At 60.1% G+C, this 19,946-nt stretch carries 19 protein-coding genes; 11 read left to right on the forward strand and 8 right to left on the reverse strand.

Features of this window, described 5'->3' with window-relative positions:
* Positions 1-2 precede the first annotated feature (2 nt).
* Positions 3-1,124, forward strand: a complete 1,122-nt coding sequence (locus AC13QY_RS01300; RefSeq protein WP_152093090.1) for an ABC transporter permease — start codon at positions 3-5, stop codon at positions 1,122-1,124.
* A gap of 159 nt (positions 1,125-1,283) precedes the next feature.
* On the opposite strand, the gene AC13QY_RS01305 is transcribed toward AC13QY_RS01300, so the two are convergent.
* Positions 1,284-2,378 (reverse strand): GGDEF domain-containing protein, encoded by a 1,095-nt coding sequence (locus AC13QY_RS01305; RefSeq protein WP_488492673.1) that lies wholly within the window; start codon positions 2,376-2,378, stop codon positions 1,284-1,286.
* Between the two features lie 215 nt (positions 2,379-2,593).
* Between AC13QY_RS01305 and AC13QY_RS01310 the strand changes: the two genes are divergently transcribed.
* The 5 genes from AC13QY_RS01310 to copC all read left to right on the forward strand — a co-directional run bounded on the left by AC13QY_RS01310 (position 2,594) and on the right by copC (position 6,227).
* Positions 2,594-2,998, forward strand: coding sequence for a hypothetical protein (locus AC13QY_RS01310; protein ID WP_488492674.1), 405 nt, complete (start codon positions 2,594-2,596; stop codon positions 2,996-2,998).
* Between the two features lie 221 nt (positions 2,999-3,219).
* Complete coding sequence (locus AC13QY_RS01315) at positions 3,220-4,593, forward strand: PepSY-associated TM helix domain-containing protein (RefSeq protein WP_488492675.1); 1,374 nt, start codon at positions 3,220-3,222, stop codon at positions 4,591-4,593.
* Between the two features lie 64 nt (positions 4,594-4,657).
* Complete coding sequence (locus tag AC13QY_RS01320) at positions 4,658-5,137, forward strand: copper chaperone PCu(A)C (RefSeq protein WP_488492676.1); 480 nt, start codon at positions 4,658-4,660, stop codon at positions 5,135-5,137.
* Positions 5,127-5,723 (forward strand): SCO family protein, encoded by a 597-nt coding sequence (locus tag AC13QY_RS01325; protein ID WP_488492677.1) that lies wholly within the window; start codon positions 5,127-5,129, stop codon positions 5,721-5,723. The genes AC13QY_RS01320 and AC13QY_RS01325 overlap by 11 nt, the downstream gene beginning before the upstream one ends.
* Before the next feature lie 135 nt (positions 5,724-5,858).
* Complete coding sequence (copC, locus tag AC13QY_RS01330; protein ID WP_488492678.1) at positions 5,859-6,227, forward strand: copper homeostasis periplasmic binding protein CopC; 369 nt, start codon at positions 5,859-5,861, stop codon at positions 6,225-6,227.
* Between the two features lie 56 nt (positions 6,228-6,283).
* Here the strand turns inward: copC and AC13QY_RS01335 are convergent, their stop codons facing one another.
* On the reverse strand, positions 6,284-6,940 hold the full coding sequence (locus tag AC13QY_RS01335) for a TetR/AcrR family transcriptional regulator (protein WP_113329471.1): 657 nt from the start codon (positions 6,938-6,940) through the stop codon (positions 6,284-6,286).
* Positions 6,941-7,062: 122 nt separating this feature from the next.
* Between AC13QY_RS01335 and AC13QY_RS01340 the strand changes: the two genes are divergently transcribed.
* Both AC13QY_RS01340 and AC13QY_RS01345 read left to right on the forward strand, forming a co-directional pair.
* Positions 7,063-8,262 (forward strand): HlyD family secretion protein, encoded by a 1,200-nt coding sequence (locus AC13QY_RS01340; protein ID WP_488492679.1) that lies wholly within the window; start codon positions 7,063-7,065, stop codon positions 8,260-8,262.
* Between the two features lie 16 nt (positions 8,263-8,278).
* Positions 8,279-9,874 (forward strand): DHA2 family efflux MFS transporter permease subunit, encoded by a 1,596-nt coding sequence (locus AC13QY_RS01345; protein ID WP_488492680.1) that lies wholly within the window; start codon positions 8,279-8,281, stop codon positions 9,872-9,874.
* A 560-nt stretch (positions 9,875-10,434) separates the two neighbouring features.
* On the opposite strand, the gene AC13QY_RS01350 is transcribed toward AC13QY_RS01345, so the two are convergent.
* Positions 10,435-11,739: a sigma-54-dependent transcriptional regulator gene (locus tag AC13QY_RS01350; protein WP_488492681.1), complete on the reverse strand. Its 1,305-nt coding sequence runs from the start codon at positions 11,737-11,739 to the stop codon at positions 10,435-10,437.
* A complete protein-coding gene (locus tag AC13QY_RS01355; RefSeq protein ID WP_488492747.1) occupies positions 11,736-13,451 on the reverse strand; it encodes a sensor histidine kinase in 1,716 nt (571 codons plus the stop codon). Before AC13QY_RS01355 ends, AC13QY_RS01350 begins: the two co-directional genes overlap by 4 nt.
* 391 nt (positions 13,452-13,842) lie before the next feature.
* Between AC13QY_RS01355 and AC13QY_RS01360 the strand changes: the two genes are divergently transcribed.
* Positions 13,843-15,168, forward strand: a complete 1,326-nt coding sequence (locus AC13QY_RS01360) for an MFS transporter (RefSeq protein WP_113350739.1) — start codon at positions 13,843-13,845, stop codon at positions 15,166-15,168.
* A gap of 131 nt (positions 15,169-15,299) precedes the next feature.
* On the opposite strand, the gene AC13QY_RS01365 is transcribed toward AC13QY_RS01360, so the two are convergent.
* The 3 genes from AC13QY_RS01365 to AC13QY_RS01375 form a co-directional block, all read right to left on the reverse strand.
* On the reverse strand, positions 15,300-15,581 hold the full coding sequence (locus AC13QY_RS01365; protein WP_145319188.1) for a hypothetical protein: 282 nt from the start codon (positions 15,579-15,581) through the stop codon (positions 15,300-15,302).
* Between the two features lie 357 nt (positions 15,582-15,938).
* Positions 15,939-16,571 carry a Vgb family protein gene (locus AC13QY_RS01370; protein WP_488492682.1) on the reverse strand — a complete coding sequence of 211 codons (633 nt, stop codon included), beginning with the start codon at positions 16,569-16,571 and terminating at the stop codon, positions 15,939-15,941.
* A gap of 48 nt (positions 16,572-16,619) precedes the next feature.
* Positions 16,620-17,840, reverse strand: coding sequence for a helix-turn-helix domain-containing protein (locus AC13QY_RS01375; RefSeq protein ID WP_152093097.1), 1,221 nt, complete (start codon positions 17,838-17,840; stop codon positions 16,620-16,622).
* A 119-nt stretch (positions 17,841-17,959) separates the two neighbouring features.
* Between AC13QY_RS01375 and AC13QY_RS01380 the strand changes: the two genes are divergently transcribed.
* On the forward strand, positions 17,960-18,757 hold the full coding sequence (locus AC13QY_RS01380) for a DUF899 domain-containing protein (RefSeq protein ID WP_488492683.1): 798 nt from the start codon (positions 17,960-17,962) through the stop codon (positions 18,755-18,757).
* A complete protein-coding gene (locus tag AC13QY_RS01385; protein WP_113389446.1) occupies positions 18,757-19,035 on the forward strand; it encodes a hypothetical protein in 279 nt (92 codons plus the stop codon). The genes AC13QY_RS01380 and AC13QY_RS01385 overlap by 1 nt, the downstream gene beginning before the upstream one ends.
* A gap of 13 nt (positions 19,036-19,048) precedes the next feature.
* Here the strand turns inward: AC13QY_RS01385 and AC13QY_RS01390 are convergent, their stop codons facing one another.
* Positions 19,049-19,861: a helix-turn-helix transcriptional regulator gene (locus AC13QY_RS01390; RefSeq protein WP_488492684.1), complete on the reverse strand. Its 813-nt coding sequence runs from the start codon at positions 19,859-19,861 to the stop codon at positions 19,049-19,051.
* Positions 19,862-19,946: the final 85 nt, after the last annotated feature.

Consider the following 19,946-nt stretch of genomic DNA (forward strand, 5'->3'; position numbering starts at 1 on the left):
CCATGTTGATCGCATCGCTTCTGCGCATCCTGACCCTGATCCGCAAAGAGCTTCTCGTTATCCTGAAGGACCCGAGAAGCCGGGCAAGCCTTGTCGTGCCGCCGATCCTGCAATGCCTGATCTTCGGTTACGCCGCCACCTACGATCTCAATCATGTTCCCTATGCGCTCGTCGACCAGGACAGGACGACGACATCGAGAAACCTCGTCGCAAAGCTCGAGGGATCAGGCATTTTCGAAAGGGTAGCGACACTGACGCAGACCGGCCAGGCCATCCGCTTGCTCGATACCAAGCAAGCCGTACTCATCATCGTCATCGAGCGCGATTTCGAACGGCAATTGGAAGCCGGCACCTCAGGCACGGTGCAGGTCGTCGCGGATGGCAGGAATTCCAACACCAGCGGCATTGCGCAAGGCTATGCCAACACGATCGTCAGCGACTTCACCTCCGACTGGCTGGCACAAAAGGGGAATTCCAACGGCAGCATGAGGGTCACGACGCGGGCATGGTATAACCCGCAACTGGAAACGCGATGGAGCATGGTCCCCTCGCTCATCGGGACCATCACCATGCTGATGACGATGATGCTGACGGCCATGTCCGTTGCGCGCGAACGCGAGGAAGGCACCTTCGATCAATTGCTTGTCGCACCGTTCACGCCGACCGAAATCATGATCGGCAAGGCCGTTCCCTCGATGATCGTCGGCATTACCCAGGCATCGACGATCCTGCTGGTGGCCTTGTTCTGGTTCCGTATCCCGTTTGCCGGTTCGTTCCTGACGCTTTATCTCGGGCTCAGCCTCTTCCTTGCCGCGGCCATCGGCTTCGGGCTATTCCTATCGTCGATTGCCGCCAACATGCAGCAGGCGATGATCCTCTGCTTCGTCTTCCTGATGCCGTTCATGCTGCTCTCCGGTCTGATGTCGCCGACCGACAACATGCCGGAAGTCCTGCAATATGCGACGATGATCAATCCGCTGAAATACGCGATCAGCATCACGCGCGGCGTCTATCTCGAAGGTGCCGGCATCGACGCGCTGTTTCCGGATATGCTGGCACTCGTCGCCATCGCCGCCGCGACGATGCCGGTTGCCGCCTGGATGTTCCGCCACCGCTTGAACTGAACCACATCGCGTTTTTCCCGCGATCGCTCCGAGGGATCGAGCGCGACGAAATCATGCATTGCCTGCCGGGATGCTTCCTGCAGCAGATCCTCGCGCATGCGAGTTGCCGGGAAATGCGGGAAAGCACGACGTGCTCATCGCCGAAGAATGACAGCCGACCTATGCGGCCTCTGCCAGTTCAACCCGATTTCTTCCACTCGCCTTCGCTCGATAGAGTGCCTTATCGGCAGCCTCGAGCACATGCTTGAAATCCGTCGTCGGCTCAAGGGAACAAGCAATACCGATGCTAACGGTGACATGGACGGCTTCCTGCTCAAACATCAGGCTTGTGCCCTCGATGTCCTTGCGAATTTTCTCCGCGACGGCAGCCGCAGCCCTCATATCCGTGTTCGGCAGCAACACGACGATCTCCTCGCCGCCATAGCGGGCCGCAATATCGGTCTTGCGCACGGTTTGCCTGATAACATCGGCCAGCCGAGCCAGAACGGTGTCGCCGAAGGAATGGCCCCAGCTGTCGTTGATCTTCTTGAAATGATCGATATCGAGCATGATAATCGAGAAAGGGATGCGCCGCGTACCCGCTTCTTTGCTGCATCGATCGCCTTCGCGCTGCAGCACGCGGCGGTTGGGCAGCCTTGTGAGTGGGTCGAGGCTCGCTTCATTCTCCAACGCACGCTGTATGCCGATGCGATATTGCTCCCGCTGCAGCAGGTCTGACAGCAGCATGACGCCGAGGATATTGACGATCGTCACCGGAAGTGTCGCCGAGAGGAGCAGGGCGTGCGCAACCGCCCACGGCAAAAGGAAGACAACCACAATGGATGAGCAGGTCGCCAGACCGAACAGGGCCGATCGCCTCCATCCCGTGCCAGTCCATTGTCGCGGCAGCAGACTGAGCACATAGCCCACGGCCGCAACAATCACGATGCCGGCAACGCCGACCACGGCGCCCATGCCGCCCACCATGAACCGAAACAGGGCCATCATCACCGCAGCGACAATGGTTCCTAGAAGGCCACCATAGATCGGCGTAAGAACAAGGAGGATCGACCGGCCATCCTGGATCACACCTGGCATCCATTGGATGGGATCGCCCATGGACAGGATGCCGACCAGCCCGAACAGCAGCCCGACGGCCACGGATTTCAAAGCGCCGCGCTCGACGATACGGATGACCCAGGAATAGGCATAGACAATGATCGCCACCTGGCCGAGGACACGTATTAGCGAGATCAAATGTGTTTCGATTTCCATGGCTATTCCCAGTCTTCGCTACGCGCCGCAATGGATGAGCTGTGGCGGCATGGTCGAAGTCCTTACGAGATACCATGCGATCTCTAAAAATAGTTTATATGCTTCTCATCGATCGGCAGTGCGGCAGGATCACGGCACGAATTGACGCATTGCGCTTGTGATAGGCCTGCCCTATGAGTGAAACCTTATCCGCGAATGCGGTGGTGGGGACAAGAATGCGGAAGACAATTTCGCGTATAGGACAGTGGAGCACGCGCATTCTTTGCGCCGTTGCATTGTTGCTTGTCAGCTTCGCCCATCAGCCGATCGTGGCAATAGCGGACGAAGTATCCCCAATCGAGCTTGCCCAGTACAGGCTTCCGGACGGATCGCTGCCCATCCTCTGCGTCACCTACAAGGATGCCGACGGCAAGGTGCATGGGAAAGCCTATGCGCCTGGATGCGAGGCATGCCGGATCGCGTCCGCTGCGATGCTGCCCACGCCTCCGACCGACATTTGCGAGTGCCTTGCCTCACCGCGCGGAGAAACCGTCATCGCAAGATCGGAGGCTTTTCACCGCCAGCTTTATCCGCCGAATACAGGACCGAGAGCGCCTCCCCTCCTCGACATCGTTGGCTGAACCGGCGCTGCGGCCTCGCCGTGACGCCCGCCGTCAACGCTGCCGCATCGCGACCCCTTGGTCGTAAAATCTGAGGATTGGTGTTCCTGACTGTACTTTGCCGAAGAAGGCGGGGCCGATTGGTCCGGCTGCTTAAGTGAAGCAAGCTCACCTCAAATGGCGAACCATCGCCGCCCCTCCCCAGATCGATCATGGCAGCCTACCGATCTTCGGAGGATTTCATGTCTGCCCTTACCGCTGCAGAGCCTGCAGCCGCAGCACACCATAATATGTCGCTCTATCGTGCGATCTGGCGCTGGCATTTTTTTGCTGGCCTTCTCGTCATTCCCTTCATGCTCAATCTGGCGATCACCGGTTCGCTCTATCTGTTCAAGGATCAGATTGCCGACACTTTCTATTCGCATCGCTACCTTGTTGCCGAGACCGGCACGATGCTACAGCCACAGCAAATCGCCGATGCGGCGCTCGCAGCCTTTCCCGGCACCCGCGCAACCTCCTATCACGAAGCGTCGGCACCGAACCGCTCGGCCTGGGTAACGGTATCCAAGGACGGCCAATCAACCATCGTCTACGTCAACCCTTATGACGGCAGCATTCTGGGAGCGGTCGGCTCGAAACAGGAATTCGGCTGGGTCGTTAAGCGTATCCACAGCCTCGAATATTTCGGGACATGGACCAATCGCCTCATCGAGATCGTCGCGGGCTTTGCCCTCATCCTCGTGGTGACCGGCATCTATCTTTGGTGGCCGCGACAGCAGAGCGGCGGCGTGCTCACGGTTCGCGGCAATCCGTCCCGGCGCGTCTTCTGGCGCGACCTGCATGCCGTGACGGGGGCCTTTGCCGGCATCCTGATCTTCTTCCTGGCCTTCAGTGGCATGCCGTGGTCCGGTTACTGGGGCGCCAACGTCAACGCCTGGCTGACTGCAAACAATCTCGGCACGCCGGCAGCCGTGTGGGACGAGGTGCCGAAATCGACGAAAGTCACACAGGATATTGTCAGCCGCGCCGGCTGGGTGGTTGAGAATGCGCCCGTTCCGCTCTCTGATATCGCCGCAGCGCAATCTGCAAGGCCGATCGGCCTGAACAAAGCGGTCCACATCATGCATGGCCTAGGCATGGTTGCAGGCTCCGATCTTGCGATCCCATCAGATCCGACCGGCGTCTATACCGCAAGTCACTATTTCGGCGACCTCGGCGAGGAGCGAACGGTCCACATCGATCAATATTCCGGCAAGCCGCTCGTCGACATTTCCTATGACCAGTATCCGGCGCTCGGCAAGGCGATCGAATGGGGCATCAACCTCCATCAGGGACAGGAATGGGGGCTTTTCAACCAGCTCCTGATGCTGGCCACTTGTCTCGCCATCATTCTTTGCTGCGTGACGGCTGCCACCATGTGGTGGAAGCGAAGGCCATCGGGCCGTCTCGGCGTGCCGCCGATGCCGCCGCAGAAGTCCGTCTATGTCGGCCTCTGGCTCATCGCCATTGTCTTCGGGGTGGCCTTCCCGCTGACGGGAGCCGCCATCGTCGCGATGCTGCTCCTCGACCAGTTCGTGGTTCGTTTCGTGCCGCCGCTCCGGCGTTTCTTTTCCTGACGAGATCGGGCGGAGCCCAAAGGCTTCGCCTGCCCACTTCTTTTCCGGATCAAGGATATCGATCATGCTGAAACAGATTTTTGCCCTTGCCGCTTTCGGGCTGGCATTCCTGTCTTCCTCCCTCGTCTTTGCCGAGGATGTCAAAATCGGCAACCTCACCATTTCCGCGCCCTATGCTCGCGCCATGGTGCCGGGAGCTCCCGTCGGTGGCGGTTATATGACCATCACGAATACGGGCGGCACCGACGACCGGCTGGTGGCTGCGAGTTCACCGCGCGCCGCGACAGTCCAGATTCACGAGATGAAGATGGACAACGACGTCATGATCATGCGCGAGCTTGCCGGCGGCCTGCCGATACCGGCCGGCCAGACCGTCGAACTCAAACCCGGCGGCTATCATCTCATGTTCATGAAGGTTGCCGAGCCCTTCCTTCAGGGCCAGACGGTGAAAGCAACGCTCAAATTCGAAAAAGCCGGCTCTGTCGACGTCGATTTCCCGGTCGGATCGATAGCGGCGAACAAGGAGACGTCCCATGTCAAATAGACGACGTTTCGTTGCAGCCACCGTCGCCCTTATGCTTGTCGCCGGTGGGGGCGCGATCGGCTACGCAACGTTCCTCGTGCTGCCCCGGGTGCAGGCCACGGGCGGGCCCGGCGCAGCCTTCACGCTCACGGACGATCGCGGCGAGCCCATCACCGAAAAGGCCCTGTCGGGCCATCCCTCGCTCGTCTATTTCGGCTACACGCATTGCCCCGACGTTTGCCCGACAACGCTTTACGACATGGCGGGCTGGTTCAAGACGCTCGGACCGCAGGCCGATGGATTGAAAGCTTATTTCTTTACCGTCGACCCGGAGCGCGACACGCCGGAGATCATGCACAGCTACACGGGCAATTTTACCGACCGCATCACCGGGATCACGGGTGATCCCACCGAAATGCAGAAGGCCATCAAGGGCTGGCGCATCTATGCCAAGAAGGTACCGAGCCCAGACGGTGGATATACCATGGATCATACCGCCTCCGTGCTGCTCGTCGATGCCGGCGGCAATCTCAGAGGCACCATCGCCTATCAGGAAAACAACGATGTCGCGCTGCAGAAGATCCGAAATCTGCTGCGGCAGGATTAATTCCGTGGCGCGTAAGCACCACTGGGAAATGGAAATTCCGTCCGGCTCTGCCCGTAACGGATATCGGCGATCGAGCGATCGCCATCATACGATCCGCAGACCTTCTTCGGATCATCAACAGGATGAGGAAACCAAATGCCCCCGATCAAGAAATTGCTCCTCGCTGCCGGCGTCATCAGCATCGCCTTTGCCGGCCAGGCCATGGCACACGCCCATCTGAAGTCGGCCGTTCCGGCAGCCGACGGCACAGTCAAGGCCGCACCATCCGAACTCGACCTGACTTTCTCGGAAGGCCTCAATCTGAAATTCAGCAGCGTCAAGGTCACCGGCCCCGACAAGGCGAGCGTAAAGACCGGAGAAGGCATGCTGATGAACAGCGGCACCACGCTGATGGTGCCCTTGACCGACAAATTGCCGGCCGGCAAGTACACGGTCGAATGGCATGCGCTCTCCACGGACGGCCACAAGACCAACGGGAGCTACAGTTTCACCATTGCGCCTTGACCGGTCCGAAGGCTGCCCGCAATTGCGCGGACACCATTCGCCCTTCCATTTCCGGCTCAAGCCGAGCCGGAAATGCAGCCCTGCAGGAAGATCGCCGCACATTCGGTTGCGCGAGTTCTTATTTCCTCGTCGTCAGGAGCCTCGCGCTGGCCCAGCATGACAGCCCGCTGCGGCTCCATGGTCATCATGCCCCTGAGGAAGCCGGCTGCGAGGGGGATATTGGCAATTCTAATCGCTCCCTTATCGTGCTGGCTGCGCAGCCATACCTCGAAAACCACGGTCGAGGCCCTGATCGCCCGTTCGTAGAAGGAGGCCGCGATTTCGGGAAAGCGATCAGCCTCCGCTACGGCCAGACGATTGATCGCGATGGTTTCCGGGTCCAGTGCCAGACGGCCGTAGGCAATCAGGATCTGTTCCAGCCCATGATGCAGATCCGTGTGCCTGAGCAAGCCCTGATCCACCTCGACGTTGAAGCGCGCGATGCGATCCGTAATCACGGCATTGAAGATCTCGCCCTTGCTTTCGAACAGCCGATAGACTGTTTTGGTCGATACTCCCGCATCCTGCGCGATGTCGTTGACGCATGCAGCGGCATAGCCCGCCTCCAGAAAACGCTTGCGCGCAGACGAAAGCACGATCGCCTTGGTGTCGTCATCACAGCGGACTTGCGGCCGTCCTCGTGGTCGTTTCGTGGCTTTTTGATTTAGGACCATAGATATTTTCCAAAATCCAGTTGACTTGGATTTTATAGCGCTTATTTTGGAAAACAGCAAGTTTCTAAAATGAACTTGGCCGCTACCCCTGCCCGGCAGCGACCGTTGTCAGGAGCAAGTACATGGCTAACAATCTGCATATCGTAACGTCCGAAGGCGCTTCCAGTGAGGCCCAGGGGACTGTTGAGGCGAAAGCCAAGGAAGGCATAACAGCCGAGCCTCGCCCGGAGGTACCGCAGGGCCAGGCGGGCGGCAATGCTGCAGCAAAGCGCAGCAAGACGCCGCGCCGGCTGATGTATGGCGTGGGCGCGATCGCCATTATCGCCGCCGTGGGCTATTACGGGCACGACTATTGGCAGAACGGCCGTTTCGAGGTGTCGACCGACGACGCCTATGTCCAGGCCGACAACAGCTCGATCGCCCCGAAGATCTCAGGCTATCTGGCGGAAGTGCTGGTCAAGGACCATGAGACAGTAAAGGCCGGCCAGCCGCTCGCCCGCATTGACGACCGTGACTTCCGGGCCGCACTCGACCAGGCAAGGGCCGATGTCGCCGCGGCTCTGGCGACCATAGAGGCCGAGCAGGCCTCGCTGGATATTCAGCAGTCGACGATCGCCGCAGCCCGGGCAACGCTGGATGTGGACAAGGCCAACGAAACCTTCGCAGAGCAGAACAACAAGCGCTACGCCAGCCTCGCCTCCAACGGTTATGCGGCCGTGCAGACCGCGCAGCAGGCCGCATCGCAGATCGCCGCGGCGCAGGCTTCCATCGTCAGGGATACCGCAACGCTGGAAGGTGCCGTCAAACAGGTTGCACTTCTGAAAGCCCAGATCGCACAGGCAACTGCCGCCCTGCAGAAAAGTCAGGCCGTCCAGCACCAGGCCGAGCTGAACCTTTCCTATACGACCATCACGGCTCCCGTCGACGGCACCGTCGGCAACCGTACGCTGCGCATCGGCCAATATGTCCAGGCGGGAACGCAGCTGATGTCGCTCGTGCCGACCGACCAGGCCTATGTCGTCGCCAATTACAAGGAGACGCAGCTGACGAACGTCCATGCCGGCCAACCTGTCGATATCGAAGTCGACATGTTCCCCGGCAAGGTCTTCCATGGTCATGTCGACAGCCTTGCGCCGGCAAGCGGACAGGAATTCGCCCTGCTGCCGCCGGACAATGCGACCGGCAACTTCACCAAGGTCGTTCAGCGAATTCCGGTCAGGATTGCGCTTGACCCGCAGACCATGAATAGCGGTGAACTTCGCCCGGGAATGTCCGTCGAGCCGAGTATCAACACCAAAGCAGACGCCGCACAGCGGAACTGACGGCGGGAGCCCCACAATGTCCACCATCACAATGGATGGCCGCGTGATGCCGGCCGCAGCGGCAGAGCCGCGCGCATCGACAAGAGAGTGGATCGCAGTGCTGGCCGGCATGATCGGCGCGTTCATGGCGATCCTGAACATCCAGATCACCAATGCGTCCCTCCTTGATATCGAGGGGGGCATCGGCACCGGAGTTGATAATGGCGCCTGGATCTCGACCTCCTATCTGATCGGCGAGATCGTCGTCATTCCGCTCACCGCCTATCTCAGCAGCGTCTTTTCGTTTCGCCGTTATATCCTGGTGAACTCGGTTCTGTTTCCGCTGTTATCTCTCTCCTGCGCCTTTGCCCACGATCTCGGAACGATGATCGTACTTCGCGGCCTGCAGGGATTTGCCGGCGGCGTGCTGATCCCGATGGCTTTCACCATGGTGCTGACAAAGCTTCCTAAGCCGCAGCAGCCCTTGGGGCTGGCGATCTTCGCGCTGTCCGTCACCTTCGCTCCGGCTATCGGCCCTACGATCGGCGGCTATCTGACCGAGAATTACGGCTGGCAGACGATTTTCTTCATCAATGCCGGCCCCAGCGCCATCATGGTCGTGGCACTTGCCCTGACGCTGGACAAACGGCCCATGCAGCTGAAGCTGCTACGCGAAGGCGACTGGGCCGGCATTGTGACGATGGCGATCGGCCTCTCCGCCCTGCAAACCGTGCTTGAAGAAGGCAACAAGGACGACTGGTTCTCCTCGCCCTTCATCGTCAGGCTCAGCATCGTCGCGGCCGTGTTCCTGACACTCTTCATTATCATCGAATTGAAGGTTTCGAAGCCGCTGGTGAAATTGCGGCTGCTGAAGCAAAGGAATTTCGGGCTGGGCGTGCTTGCCAATATTCTCGTCGGTGTCGCGCTGTTCGGGACGGTCTACATCCTGCCGCAATATCTCGGCCAGGTGCAGAAGTACAATGCCGAGCAGATCGGCAACGTCCTTGCCTGGACGGGCTTGCCGCAGCTGCTGTTGATCCCCCTTGTTCCGCTGATGATGAAGCGGGTGGATGTGCGCTGGCTTGCCTTCTTCGGCATTGCGGTCTTTGCGCTTAGCTGCTTCATGAACGTCACGCTTTCCGCCGATAATGCCGGAGACCAGTTCTTCATTCCGAACATCGTTCGCGCTATCGGCCAGGCCTTCGTCATCACGCCCGTCACCGCGATCACGACAGCAGGAATTGCTCCGGCGGACGCCGCCGCGGCCTCGGGCCTGACGAACATGCTGCGCAATCTCGGCGGCGCCGTGGGCACTGCCTCGCTTGGGACCATCCTGACCAAACGCGAGCAGTTCCACTCCAACATCATCGGCCAATCCGTAACCCTTGCCCGTGACGAGGTTCGCGAGCGGATCAACCAGATAACCGGCTACTTCCTGTCGCATGGAGTTTCGGACCATCAGGCAGCCCAGCAGAAGGCGATCATCGCCCTCGGCCAGATCATCAAGAGACAGGCGCTGATCATGGGCTTCAGCGACACCTTCGCCGTCATCGGCGTGGTGCTTGCCATCGCAGCGATCACCATGCTGTTCACCAAGCGTCCGCAAGCCGGCGGCGGCGCAGGTGCCCACTGAACCATGCGGGTTCATGCACGCGATACCGTATGGCCTGAAGCTGGTAAGAGCGATCTGCGTCTGTACCATGACAATCATACGATGCGCCTCAATGGCGTCCGGAAACCCCGGGCGCTATTGTTCAATCCCCGTCAGTTTGCCGAACAGAGACGCAAGCGGTCTTGCCGGGACGACAGGGAAACGGTGAACTGAAGAAGCAAATCGCGCGATGCTGGTTCTTCAGGCGCCGAAAGCGGCTACCTGTTCATGTCCTCGACGACCCAGCGGAAAAATAACAATATAACGGCTGCAAATAGTAATAGCTGCATCAATTTAGGCAAATCAAGCATATCATAGCTCTCTAATTTAACTGCTGCATCATGCAGGCGAGCCACAATATCTCAACATGTATTAATTATTCTCTATTTTACGCAGAATAATTATGATTAATACATCGTTAATCTATTTTATACATCGCACATCTATACAGATATGGAGAAAATTACACTCAATACGCATCACGCCATCAAGTTGAGGAAGTAAACTATACTCGCCCTCTCACTCTCGACTTGCGACTGATCTCACTTACGGTAGGCCGATGGATTGATGCCGTGGCGTTGCAGACGGGCATAGAGACTTCGGCGCGGCAGTTTGAGCGCCTGCGCAACCTCGGAAATATCCCCCTCATATCTCTCCAGCGTGGCCCGCAGAATGTTTGCCTCGAAGTGATCCATCTGATCGGAGAGGCCGAGCTCCACGGAAGGTTGGCTGCGAGCGGAGGCAAGGCCAAGCGCCACTTGGGTCGCATAATTGCGCAGCTCCCGGACATTGCCCAGCCAGTCGTCGGTTAGAAATCGCGCCTCCATCGCGGCATCGATGGGCGGACGCGGCACGCCGTGCAGGCGGGCGGCCTCGTCGAGGAAGGCGCTGAACAACAGTCCGATATCAGCCCGGCGCTCCCGCAGGGGCGGAATACGGATCCGCACGGTTTCCAACCGATAGAGCAGATCGGCGCGAACGCGGTTTTCAGCCACCGAGCCATGCGGAGCGTTCTTCGTCGCAGCGACAATGCGAAGATCGACAGGGGTCGACTCGCCGCTCACCGAAGGCAGCTCGCGTTCCTCGGCAACGCGCAGAAGCCGTCCCTGCAGCATAGGGGACATGCTATCGATCTCGTCGAGAAACAGCGTGCCGCGATCTGCCTCGGCAATACGTCCGCGCCGGGCGCGGTTTCCGAACAGGACCTCGTCGGCGATCGCGTCCGGCAGGGAGGCACAATCGACCGAGACGAAGCTGCGGGCGCGCCGCCTGCTCCAGCGGTGGATGAGCCGAGCCACGAGTTCCTTGCCGGTCCCCGTTTCGCCTTCGATCAGGACATCCACGTCGGCATTTGCAACCTGGCGGATCGTCTCGCGCAACCGTGCCATGACCGCCGTCTGGCCGAGAAGCGGCGCTGCGTCCTCCGCCTCTGCGGCTGCTTGTCGCAAACGCCGGTTTTCCAGCACCAGGCGGCGCGTTTCCAGCGCCCGGCGCACGGATGCGATCAGGTGATCGGTGGCAAAGGGCTTGGCAATGAAATCGTAGGCGCCCTGTTTCAGCGCGCCGACCGCCATGGCGATATCGCCGTGGCCGGTCATCAGGATAACGGGCAAATCCGGATCGCGCGCAAGCACGGCTTCCAGCAAATCGTGCCCATCGATGCGCGGCAGGCGGATATCGCTGACGATCACACCGGGCAATGCGGTTGCAAGACTTGCCAACGCAGATTGCCCATCACCATGCGTCTCCACGTCGAAGCCCGCTATGACGAAGGAATCGGTAAGCGCTGCATTGAAGGGACCATCGTCCTCGACCAGAAGAACTTTCTGCGACGCTTCCAGGGTCATGCCCGCCTCATCGTCATTATGAAAGCCGCGCCACCAAGCGGCGAAGGGCCGGTGGTCAACGATCCTCCGAGATCGTTCATGATGTCCTGCGCAATCCCTAACCCGAGACCAAGCCCATCGGGCTTGCCGGTAACGAACGGACGGAATATTTCCTTGGCCAAGGCCGGATCGATGCCGGGGCCATTATCGGCGACGGTCAGTTTCACCATATCCTTTCCGGCCGCGTCCACGAGCAGCGCAACATGCGGATCCTCGAGACCGGCAACTGCATCGATAGCGTTCTGCAGCAGATTGACGATAACCTGCTCCAGCCGCACCCGCTCGGCAAGCACATGCGGCAGCCCTTTCGCCGGCAGATCCAGCCGCACGCCGGCTTTGCGAAATCGATTCCCCACCAGCAGCAAGGCGCCCGCGATGATGGTATCGAGCGGTTCCGCTGCTGCTGCGCGCCGCCCCCTGCGCGAAAACCGTCGCATCTCCTGCGTAATCGTCCCGATACGCGCCGTCACCTCGACCGCGGCAGCGAGATTGGCGCCAACGCGATCGAGACGATTGGCCGCGAGATGGTGGCGCGCATTCTCGGCAAGGGTGCGGATGGTCGCGACAGGCTGGTTTATTTCATGCATCAACCCCGCCGTGATCGAACCGACAGAAGCAAGCCGGTTCGCCTGGGCAAGTTCCTCCCTAGCATCGCGATATCGGTCCTCGGCGCGCGCACGTTCAGCCATCTCCTCGTGCAGCTCGGCCGTGCGTGCGGCGACGGCCTCCTCAAGCGCTCGCCGATCAGCCGCTGCCCTGGCCGCCCGGGTCATCCGCCACCAGATCGCAGCAACAACGACGGCCAAACCGACGATGACGGGTAAAGCCAGCAGCCAGGCGCGCGCCTGTGCCTCCTGCAGCGCCGCGCGGGTGTCGAGAAGATGCAGGAGACGCAAATGTGTCCCGCCCACCGGCTGCTCGGCAGCGATCATGATCCGACCTCGTGGACCGCGTATGCGACCGGCATCCTCGGCGAGATAATTTCCCTGCCCAAGGGCGGCGTCGCGATATTGGCCGCTTGCGGCGATGCCAACCCGGACTTCGGACGATAGAGGTGCAAGCGTCGTCAGCACCTGTGACGGCTCGGATGCGGCAAGGATGATCTGATGTTCGTCAACGACAAACGTTTTTCCGGGATCGTTCGCCCAGATTCGCGATACCGCATCGAACTCGAATTTGACTACGACGACTCCGACCGGAGCGGCAGCATCGCCGACCCTGCGGGCCAGAAACAGACCTGGCCGGCCGCTGATCGCTCCAGCGCCGTAATATTCCGCCGTGCCGTCTTTCAGCGCCTCGGAAAAATAGGGGCGGAAGCTGAAGTTCTTGCCAACGAAACTATCTTCGGTCCCCGCATTCGATGCGGAAATGACAAGCCCCTTCTGATCGACGAGATAGATGATATAGGCGCCGGTTTCCCGCGCCAGGAAACCAAGCTTTTCATCAAGCCGCCGGGCAGCGTCCGTCGTGGGGCTAGCGAGCGCCTCGCCAAGATCACGATATTCGCCAAGCACGATTGGAAGAAGCCGAAACCGCGCGAGCTCACTGTCAAGCAGGCGAATGTGCTGGACCGCGAGCCCGTTCGCCTCCGCATCCAGCCGCCTCAGCGCATCCTGACGCGCAAGCAAAAGGGCCGAACACCAAATGGCCGCGGCAGCGGCCAAACTGGCCACCACCAACAGCACAATTCGCTTCAGACTTGATCCCCTCATATGTGCAGAATATTGCACAAACCCCGAAATAGTCATGCAAAATCTTGCGCATCATATCCCCGCAATCGGCAGTACGTCCGAGGAAAAGTGAATTATATCAATAGAATATCCTGACCTCTCCTAAAATCTCGCACCTCGCGTTTTCCCCACTTATCAATAGGATCACTGGGAGAGTGGACCTTCAATACGCAGAACAGTTGGCTACTGGGGTCGAGCTACGGTATTGCCGATGGCGCCTTAAATGGCCGACCGCCAGCCGCCCAAATGCATAGGGCTCTCCTGACAAACCTGTCGTTTGCTGCGCCATCGCCGCGTAACGACGATCCGAAGTGAGAACGGGAGGAGAGGAACAATGCTGAATACATTAGAAGATACCATCACGACGACGGCGGCGACCGAAGGAGCCGCGCGGCGTCAACGTCTGAAATCGATCATCGGCGGTTCCACCGGCAATCTGGTCGAATGGTTCGACTGGTATGTCTATGCTGCATTCGCGCTCTATTTCGCACCGCATTTCTTCCCCGCCGGCGACCAGACGGCGCAGCTGTTGAATTCGGCAGCTGTCTTTGCCGTCGGCTTCGTCATGCGGCCGATCGGCGCCTGGATCATGGGGCTCTATGCCGACCGCAAGGGCCGCAAAGCCGGCCTCGCCCTTTCGGTGACGCTGATGTGTGCGGGGTCGCTAATTATCGCGCTGACGCCGGGATATGAGACCATCGGCGTGCTGGCACCGGCACTTCTGGTTCTCGCCCGCCTAATGCAAGGCCTGTCGGTCGGCGGCGAATATGGCGCCTCCGCGACGTACCTCTCCGAGATGGCCGGTCGCCAGCGTCGCGGTTTCTTCTCGTCCTTTCAGTATGTCACGCTGATCTCAGGTCAGCTTCTTGCCATTGCACTGTTGATCCTGTTGCAGGCCGCGATGACGACGGAAGCGCTGAATGCCTGGGGATGGCGCATTCCCTTTTTCATGGGAGCAGCGCTTGCAGTCGTGGTCTTCTGGCTGCGCCGCGGCCTGGCAGAAACCGAAAGCTTCAAGAATGCACGCGCAAGCGATACACAGAAATCCGGCTTCTGGATGCTCATCACCCGGCACCCCAAGGAAACCGCGCTCGTCATGCTGCTCACGGCTGGCGGCACGCTCGCCTTCTACGCCTATTCGATCTACATGCAGAAATTCCTGGTCAACACCTCGGGGTTCAGCCGGGAAACGTCGAGCGAGATAAACGCAATCACGCTGTTCATTTTCATGCTGCTGCAGCCGATTGCAGGTGGCCTCTCCGACAAGATCGGCCGCAAGCCGCTGATGATCGGTTTCGGTCTCTGCGGTATGCTGTTTACCTATCCGATCTTCTCGGCGCTCGAAACCACGAGGGATCCATTCCTCGCCGGGCTGCTCGTCATGGGCGCACTGGTCATCGTCACCGGCTACACATCGATCAATGCCGTCGTGAAGGCGGAACTGTTTCCTGCTCATATCCGGGCTCTCGGCGTCGCATTGCCCTATGCGCTGGCCAACACACTCTTCGGCGGCACAGCCGAATTCGTGGCGTTGAAATTCAAGAGCAGCGGCTGGGAACAGGGTTTCTATTGGTACGTGACCGCGATGATCGGCATTTCGCTCATCGTCTATCTCTTCATGCGGGATACGGCCAAAGACAGCGCCATTCAGGAAGATTGAGGCGATCGCGCCAACCGTCGTCATGTCGGCCGGAGAAGGCCGGCCCGATGGTACGGGAAACCAAACCGCGCAAAGCATCCATCCGTACGTCCTGAATCGGATGGATGCAGCCGGGCCGGCCATTTATTGCGTCAATGCAGCAGCCCACGACCTTTCTTACGCCCATTCAGCAGATGGATGAAGGTGATCCCCTGCTCCAATAGCAGTTCCGCGGCTTTGAGATCATTCAGCCCGAGATCGGACGAACAGCCGCGCAGATTACATGCCAGGAACAGCGAATTGGTGACGGCAAGCGTATCGCCATCCTCCTCGGCCTCTTCGGCGGTGGCTTGCAGTACATCCGCGACGGCCGCCATAAGATCGGCGCGCTCCTGCAAGTTCATTTCGCCAAGACTTTTCGTGATCTCACTCATGACTTCTCCTTGGCGCGCCTGACCATTCACGACATCCGTCAGGATCGGCGCGGCTCGCAACTTGGAATGATTGAAATGCGGTTGGTAAGTGAAATATGGCAATGAAAGCCGGGGCCGGCAAGGCATGGCTTCCATGTTGGAAACGCATGGCATTGCGGTTGGTTCAAAATGCGTGAGATGGCGATCGCAGGATCTAGCCCGAGCTCCGTTTATGGCTCGTCGAACTTCAAAGTCGCGCTATCCGGTCGTGATCGGGATGCGATCTTTTAAGCCGGAGACGTAAGTCAACTCTTGCCAAACCGAGCGCCTGGGATCGATCGACCGATTCCAGGCGCAGGATGTCTTCGTTGCCGCCACTCAGCGCGGACGGCGGATTGCTCGCACTTTGCCGCTGCCGCCACCACCGGCATAGAAACGGTCCTTGCCATCGGACTCCAGCCCCGAAACGCCGGTACCCTCCGGCATTTCGAGCCGCTCCAAAACTTCGCCGGTCACCGGATCGACGCGGCGGACATCGCTTTCGTCGCCCTCCCAGGTGCCGTGCCATAGCTCGCCATCCACCCATGTCACGCCTGTGACGATACGGTTGGATTCGATGGTTCGGCGGATGGCGCCGGTCTCCGGGTCTATCTCGTAGATCCTGCGGCCGCGATGCTGCCCCACCCACAGACTGCCGTCGCTCCAGGCAAGACCTGAATCACCGCCATTGCCCGGTGCGGGAATGGTGGAGAGTATATTGCCCGTTCCAGGATCGACCTTATGAATCTTGTCCTCGGCGATCTGATAGAGATGGTGACCGTCGAAAGCGGTGCCAGCGTGCGAGGCGACGTCGATCGTGCGCACCTGCTCCCCGCTTTCCGGGTTCAGGGCATGCAGCTTTTCGCCAGAGGCGAACCAGACGTGCTGCCCGTCGAAAGTGACGCCGTTTACACGCGGCGCATTGTCGAAGGGGCCGTATTCGCGAATGATTTCCGCTCGGGATTTTTTCATGGATGCATCCTCCAGTCGGGATTGGTTGAGTGTCGATGATGCAAAAGCTTAGTCGCTCGGCAGTGGTCCCGGGAGTAACAATGTTGACGGGAAGTCAAGAACCGGCGGCATCATCCAGCGGCGAGCCCGGCCGTTGCCGACGCCCTGCACCATCCCATCCGCGGCAAGTGCGTCGAGCGCGCGCTGCACCGTGCGCGGACTTATCGCGAGCGCGATAGATAGCGCCGAACTCGACCAGGATTCTCCATCCGACAGCAGGGCAAGCAGCGAGGCATTCTCGACTTCCACAGGCGGCACCAGCACCACGACATCTCGCTTTCCTCGCGGCGTCAGCGCAAAACCGTGCTGTGTCGCATTGATATCGGCAAGCAGCTCTAGGGCGGCGCGAAGCCTGCCAATCTCAACCCTCAGTCTGGCCCGATGGGATTCATCGGCGTGACGGGCGCGAAATGCCCGGGAAAGCAGCAGCTCCCGCGGCGCATCGTCGGGTGCCGCCTCGGCCAGCGCGCGTGCCAGGGCAAAGAGCACCGGCCGGCTCGCAAGCGAGATGATGTCTCCACCGCTGCGCACGACATTGCGGCAGGCATCGACAACCAAGGTATCGGACGCCAGAAGCGTCTCGACTTCGTCAAGCGACAACAGCTTTTCCCGCCCCTGCGCAAACAGGCGTGCCGCCGGCTCATCGAGCGCGCGCGCCGCATCGCGGACCTCGACCATAAGCGCGGGGATTCCCGCTTTGCCGGCCGCTTCCTCGGCGCGCGCCAGAGCGGCGCGTGCCGGCTGAATACGCAGGCGGCGGATGGCGATGCCGGCAGCCGCCAGTTCATGGCTTGCCTTTGCAGCGGGCGGCAGCGGCGACGCATCGAGTTTTGCCAGCAGCCGTTCGGCCTCGTCCAGATGACCGACCAGCAGCAGACGCCGTATCTGCAGATTGCGGGCATGGGCGGCGTTGATTTGATCGCCATGTTTTTCGAGAACGGCCCGTGCCGTCTCCAGCGCTTTCTCGGGCCAGCCGAGGTCGCGCGAGACAAGGGCGATCTCGGCTTCGGCCACGATGCAGCGAGCACGGGCAACCGCCTCGCGCGGGCCGAAAGCGCGCGCGGCATTCTTCAGCAACACCTTCGCGCGGGCAAGGTCGCCCAGCTGCGCCATTGCGATGCCGCGCAGTGCCAGCGCCGGGGCGTCGTCGCGCAGCGCGACGCGCTTCAGCGCGCCCAGCACGTCGCCTGATGCAAGCGCCTGGGCAGCCGCGACGATCAACGAATCCATCGAAATCCCGTCACACTTGTAACTCCCACCCCTTACGCCCCTAGCGGTAAGTTATCGCATATCGGCTGGCAAGATGCAGCGCCGACAAGGACAGACCTGACACAAAGAGGAGATGAACCATGACGACGCATAGGACCGGAACGCGCAAGGAATGGCTTTCGGCACGGCTTTCCCTGCTGGAGCAAGAAAAAGAGCTGACGCGGCGTAGCGACGAGATCGCCGCCCGTCGTCAGGAATTGCCATGGGTGAAGGTGGAAAAGGACTATCGGCTCGAGACCGACCAGGGTGTCGTTCCGCTCTCGGGCCTCTTCAAGGGGCGCTCGCAGCTTCTCGTTTATCACTTCATGTTCGGACCGGACTACACGGCCGGCTGCCCATCCTGCTCATCGATCGCAGACGGCTTCAACGGCATCGCCGTACATCTTGAAAATCACGATGTCGCCTTCTCGGCCATCTCCCGTGCCCCGTTCGCGAAGCTGCAGGAGTTCAAGCGGCGCATGGGCTGGGCTTTCGATTGGGCTTCTTCCGCCAACAGCGATTTCAACCATGATTTCAATGTCTGGTTCACGCCGGAGGAACAGCGCGACGGCGGCATCGAATATAATTATCGCCGCGAGCCTCCAATACCTGACGCTCAGGTGGGCAAGACGATGCAGCAATGGGAGCTGCGCGGCAGCGAAGGCCCAGTCGAACTGATGGCGTCAATGACGGGGACGGATGTCCCGACCTACACGCGCGACCGGCCTGGCGTCAGCGCCTTCGCCATGCAGGACGGCGACATCTATCATACCTACTCCTCCTATGCCCGCGGGCTTGACGGGCTCTGGGGCATGTATCAGTGGCTGGACCGCGCCCCGCTCGGACGCAACGAGACCGGCGTATGGTGGAAGCACCACGATCGGTACGGAGCAAACTGATGTCCGTCTCGTCCGAAATCGGTGAGAGGGGCGGCCGCACCGCCCCTACCCTGCCCGTCATCGCCGGCCGGCTGCTGGCGTTGGCCGCCGCGCCGAGCTTCGCCCTGATGACCGTGTTATCCGCTTATGGTTCAACCGGCGACATGATCTGTTCCACACAGGGCAGCTCGATGCTCGGCGGGATGGTGCCGATGTATCTGCTCATGACCTTCTTCCATTGCGGTCCCTGGCTGAAGCTGCTTGCGAGAGATGGAAATGGTGCGCGGATGTCGGGCTAGAGTCTCGACCGAACTATGCGAGATTCTTGAGATAGAGCGAAAGCAGCTGGGTCTGGGATGAAATGCCGAGCTTGCGATAGACGTTGCGGCGGTGAACCTTCACCGTCCCCGTCGAGATATTGAGCTTCAGGCCGATCGATTCCGACGAATGCCCCTGTAAAACGAGCTCGACGATGGCAGTCTCCCGGCTCGTCAGATTGAGATCCCGCCAGACGGCTTCCGCTGGCGGGAGGGTCTCGTTCTCACCCTTCCTGCGCCGGCCCCTGCTGCCGGCCGCCAATTGCGCATCGAAGCGCGAGGCGAGGCCGGACCAATAGTATCTCACCATGTTTGCGACCAGCGGCTCGACCTTCTTCAGCATCGCAAACTCCGCAGGCGGAAAAACCCCGGTCCTCTCGCGTCGCATCAATGAGAGGACGATCGTAATGTCGTCGTCGGCATTGACAAAGAAGCCGATTTCCTCGGCCAAGCCGGTCTGAACGTAATAGGTTCGGTAGTACTCGCTGGAAAAGAAGCGATCCGGTGCCAGCTCCCGCATCCTGAGCACGCCTTCGCGGCGGCTGCGCGCCGTGTGGCAGAAGGGATCCAGCAGATAGGGACCGGCCTGGTAGAGCGTGACGAAGACGACATGCTCTTGCGGATCGAAAGTGCTGTAGAGATCGATCGGCCGCTCCTTGCCGCGATAGGCGAAGACGACGACGTAATCGAACCGCACCAGCGCCGCCATCATCTGACGGAACGTCTCTCCGAATTCGGCATCCGTCATCGACGATCGGCCGATCGTGGCGTTGAAGGCGGCAAACAGCCCTTCAAGGTCGGTGCTCATGCGACGGATCCCCCTCTGCCGCCCTGCGCATTTGAGCGCAATCCCTATATACACCTCCCACGAAGCATTTGGCACGAAAATACCT

The sequence above is a fragment of the Martinezella sp. CNPSo 3795 genome (assembly GCF_057784475.1).

Coding starts and splice junctions, on each gene's coding strand:
- AC13QY_RS01300 (WP_152093090.1), top strand. CDS start 3: ATGTTGATCGCATCGCTTCTGCGCATCCTGACCCTGATCCGCAAAGAG.
- AC13QY_RS01305 (WP_488492673.1), bottom strand. CDS start 2,378: ATGGAAATCGAAACACATTTGATCTCGCTAATACGTGTCCTCGGCCAG.
- AC13QY_RS01310 (WP_488492674.1), top strand. CDS start 2,594: ATGCGGAAGACAATTTCGCGTATAGGACAGTGGAGCACGCGCATTCTT.
- AC13QY_RS01315 (WP_488492675.1), top strand. CDS start 3,220: ATGTCTGCCCTTACCGCTGCAGAGCCTGCAGCCGCAGCACACCATAAT.
- AC13QY_RS01320 (WP_488492676.1), top strand. CDS start 4,658: ATGCTGAAACAGATTTTTGCCCTTGCCGCTTTCGGGCTGGCATTCCTG.
- AC13QY_RS01325 (WP_488492677.1), top strand. CDS start 5,127: ATGTCAAATAGACGACGTTTCGTTGCAGCCACCGTCGCCCTTATGCTT.
- copC (WP_488492678.1), top strand. CDS start 5,859: ATGCCCCCGATCAAGAAATTGCTCCTCGCTGCCGGCGTCATCAGCATC.
- AC13QY_RS01335 (WP_113329471.1), bottom strand. CDS start 6,940: ATGGTCCTAAATCAAAAAGCCACGAAACGACCACGAGGACGGCCGCAA.
- AC13QY_RS01340 (WP_488492679.1), top strand. CDS start 7,063: ATGGCTAACAATCTGCATATCGTAACGTCCGAAGGCGCTTCCAGTGAG.
- AC13QY_RS01345 (WP_488492680.1), top strand. CDS start 8,279: ATGTCCACCATCACAATGGATGGCCGCGTGATGCCGGCCGCAGCGGCA.
- AC13QY_RS01350 (WP_488492681.1), bottom strand. CDS start 11,739: ATGACCCTGGAAGCGTCGCAGAAAGTTCTTCTGGTCGAGGACGATGGT.
- AC13QY_RS01360 (WP_113350739.1), top strand. CDS start 13,843: ATGCTGAATACATTAGAAGATACCATCACGACGACGGCGGCGACCGAA.
- AC13QY_RS01365 (WP_145319188.1), bottom strand. CDS start 15,581: ATGAGTGAGATCACGAAAAGTCTTGGCGAAATGAACTTGCAGGAGCGC.
- AC13QY_RS01370 (WP_488492682.1), bottom strand. CDS start 16,571: ATGAAAAAATCCCGAGCGGAAATCATTCGCGAATACGGCCCCTTCGAC.
- AC13QY_RS01375 (WP_152093097.1), bottom strand. CDS start 17,840: ATGGATTCGTTGATCGTCGCGGCTGCCCAGGCGCTTGCATCAGGCGAC.
- AC13QY_RS01380 (WP_488492683.1), top strand. CDS start 17,960: ATGACGACGCATAGGACCGGAACGCGCAAGGAATGGCTTTCGGCACGG.
- AC13QY_RS01385 (WP_113389446.1), top strand. CDS start 18,757: ATGTCCGTCTCGTCCGAAATCGGTGAGAGGGGCGGCCGCACCGCCCCT.
- AC13QY_RS01390 (WP_488492684.1), bottom strand. CDS start 19,861: ATGAGCACCGACCTTGAAGGGCTGTTTGCCGCCTTCAACGCCACGATC.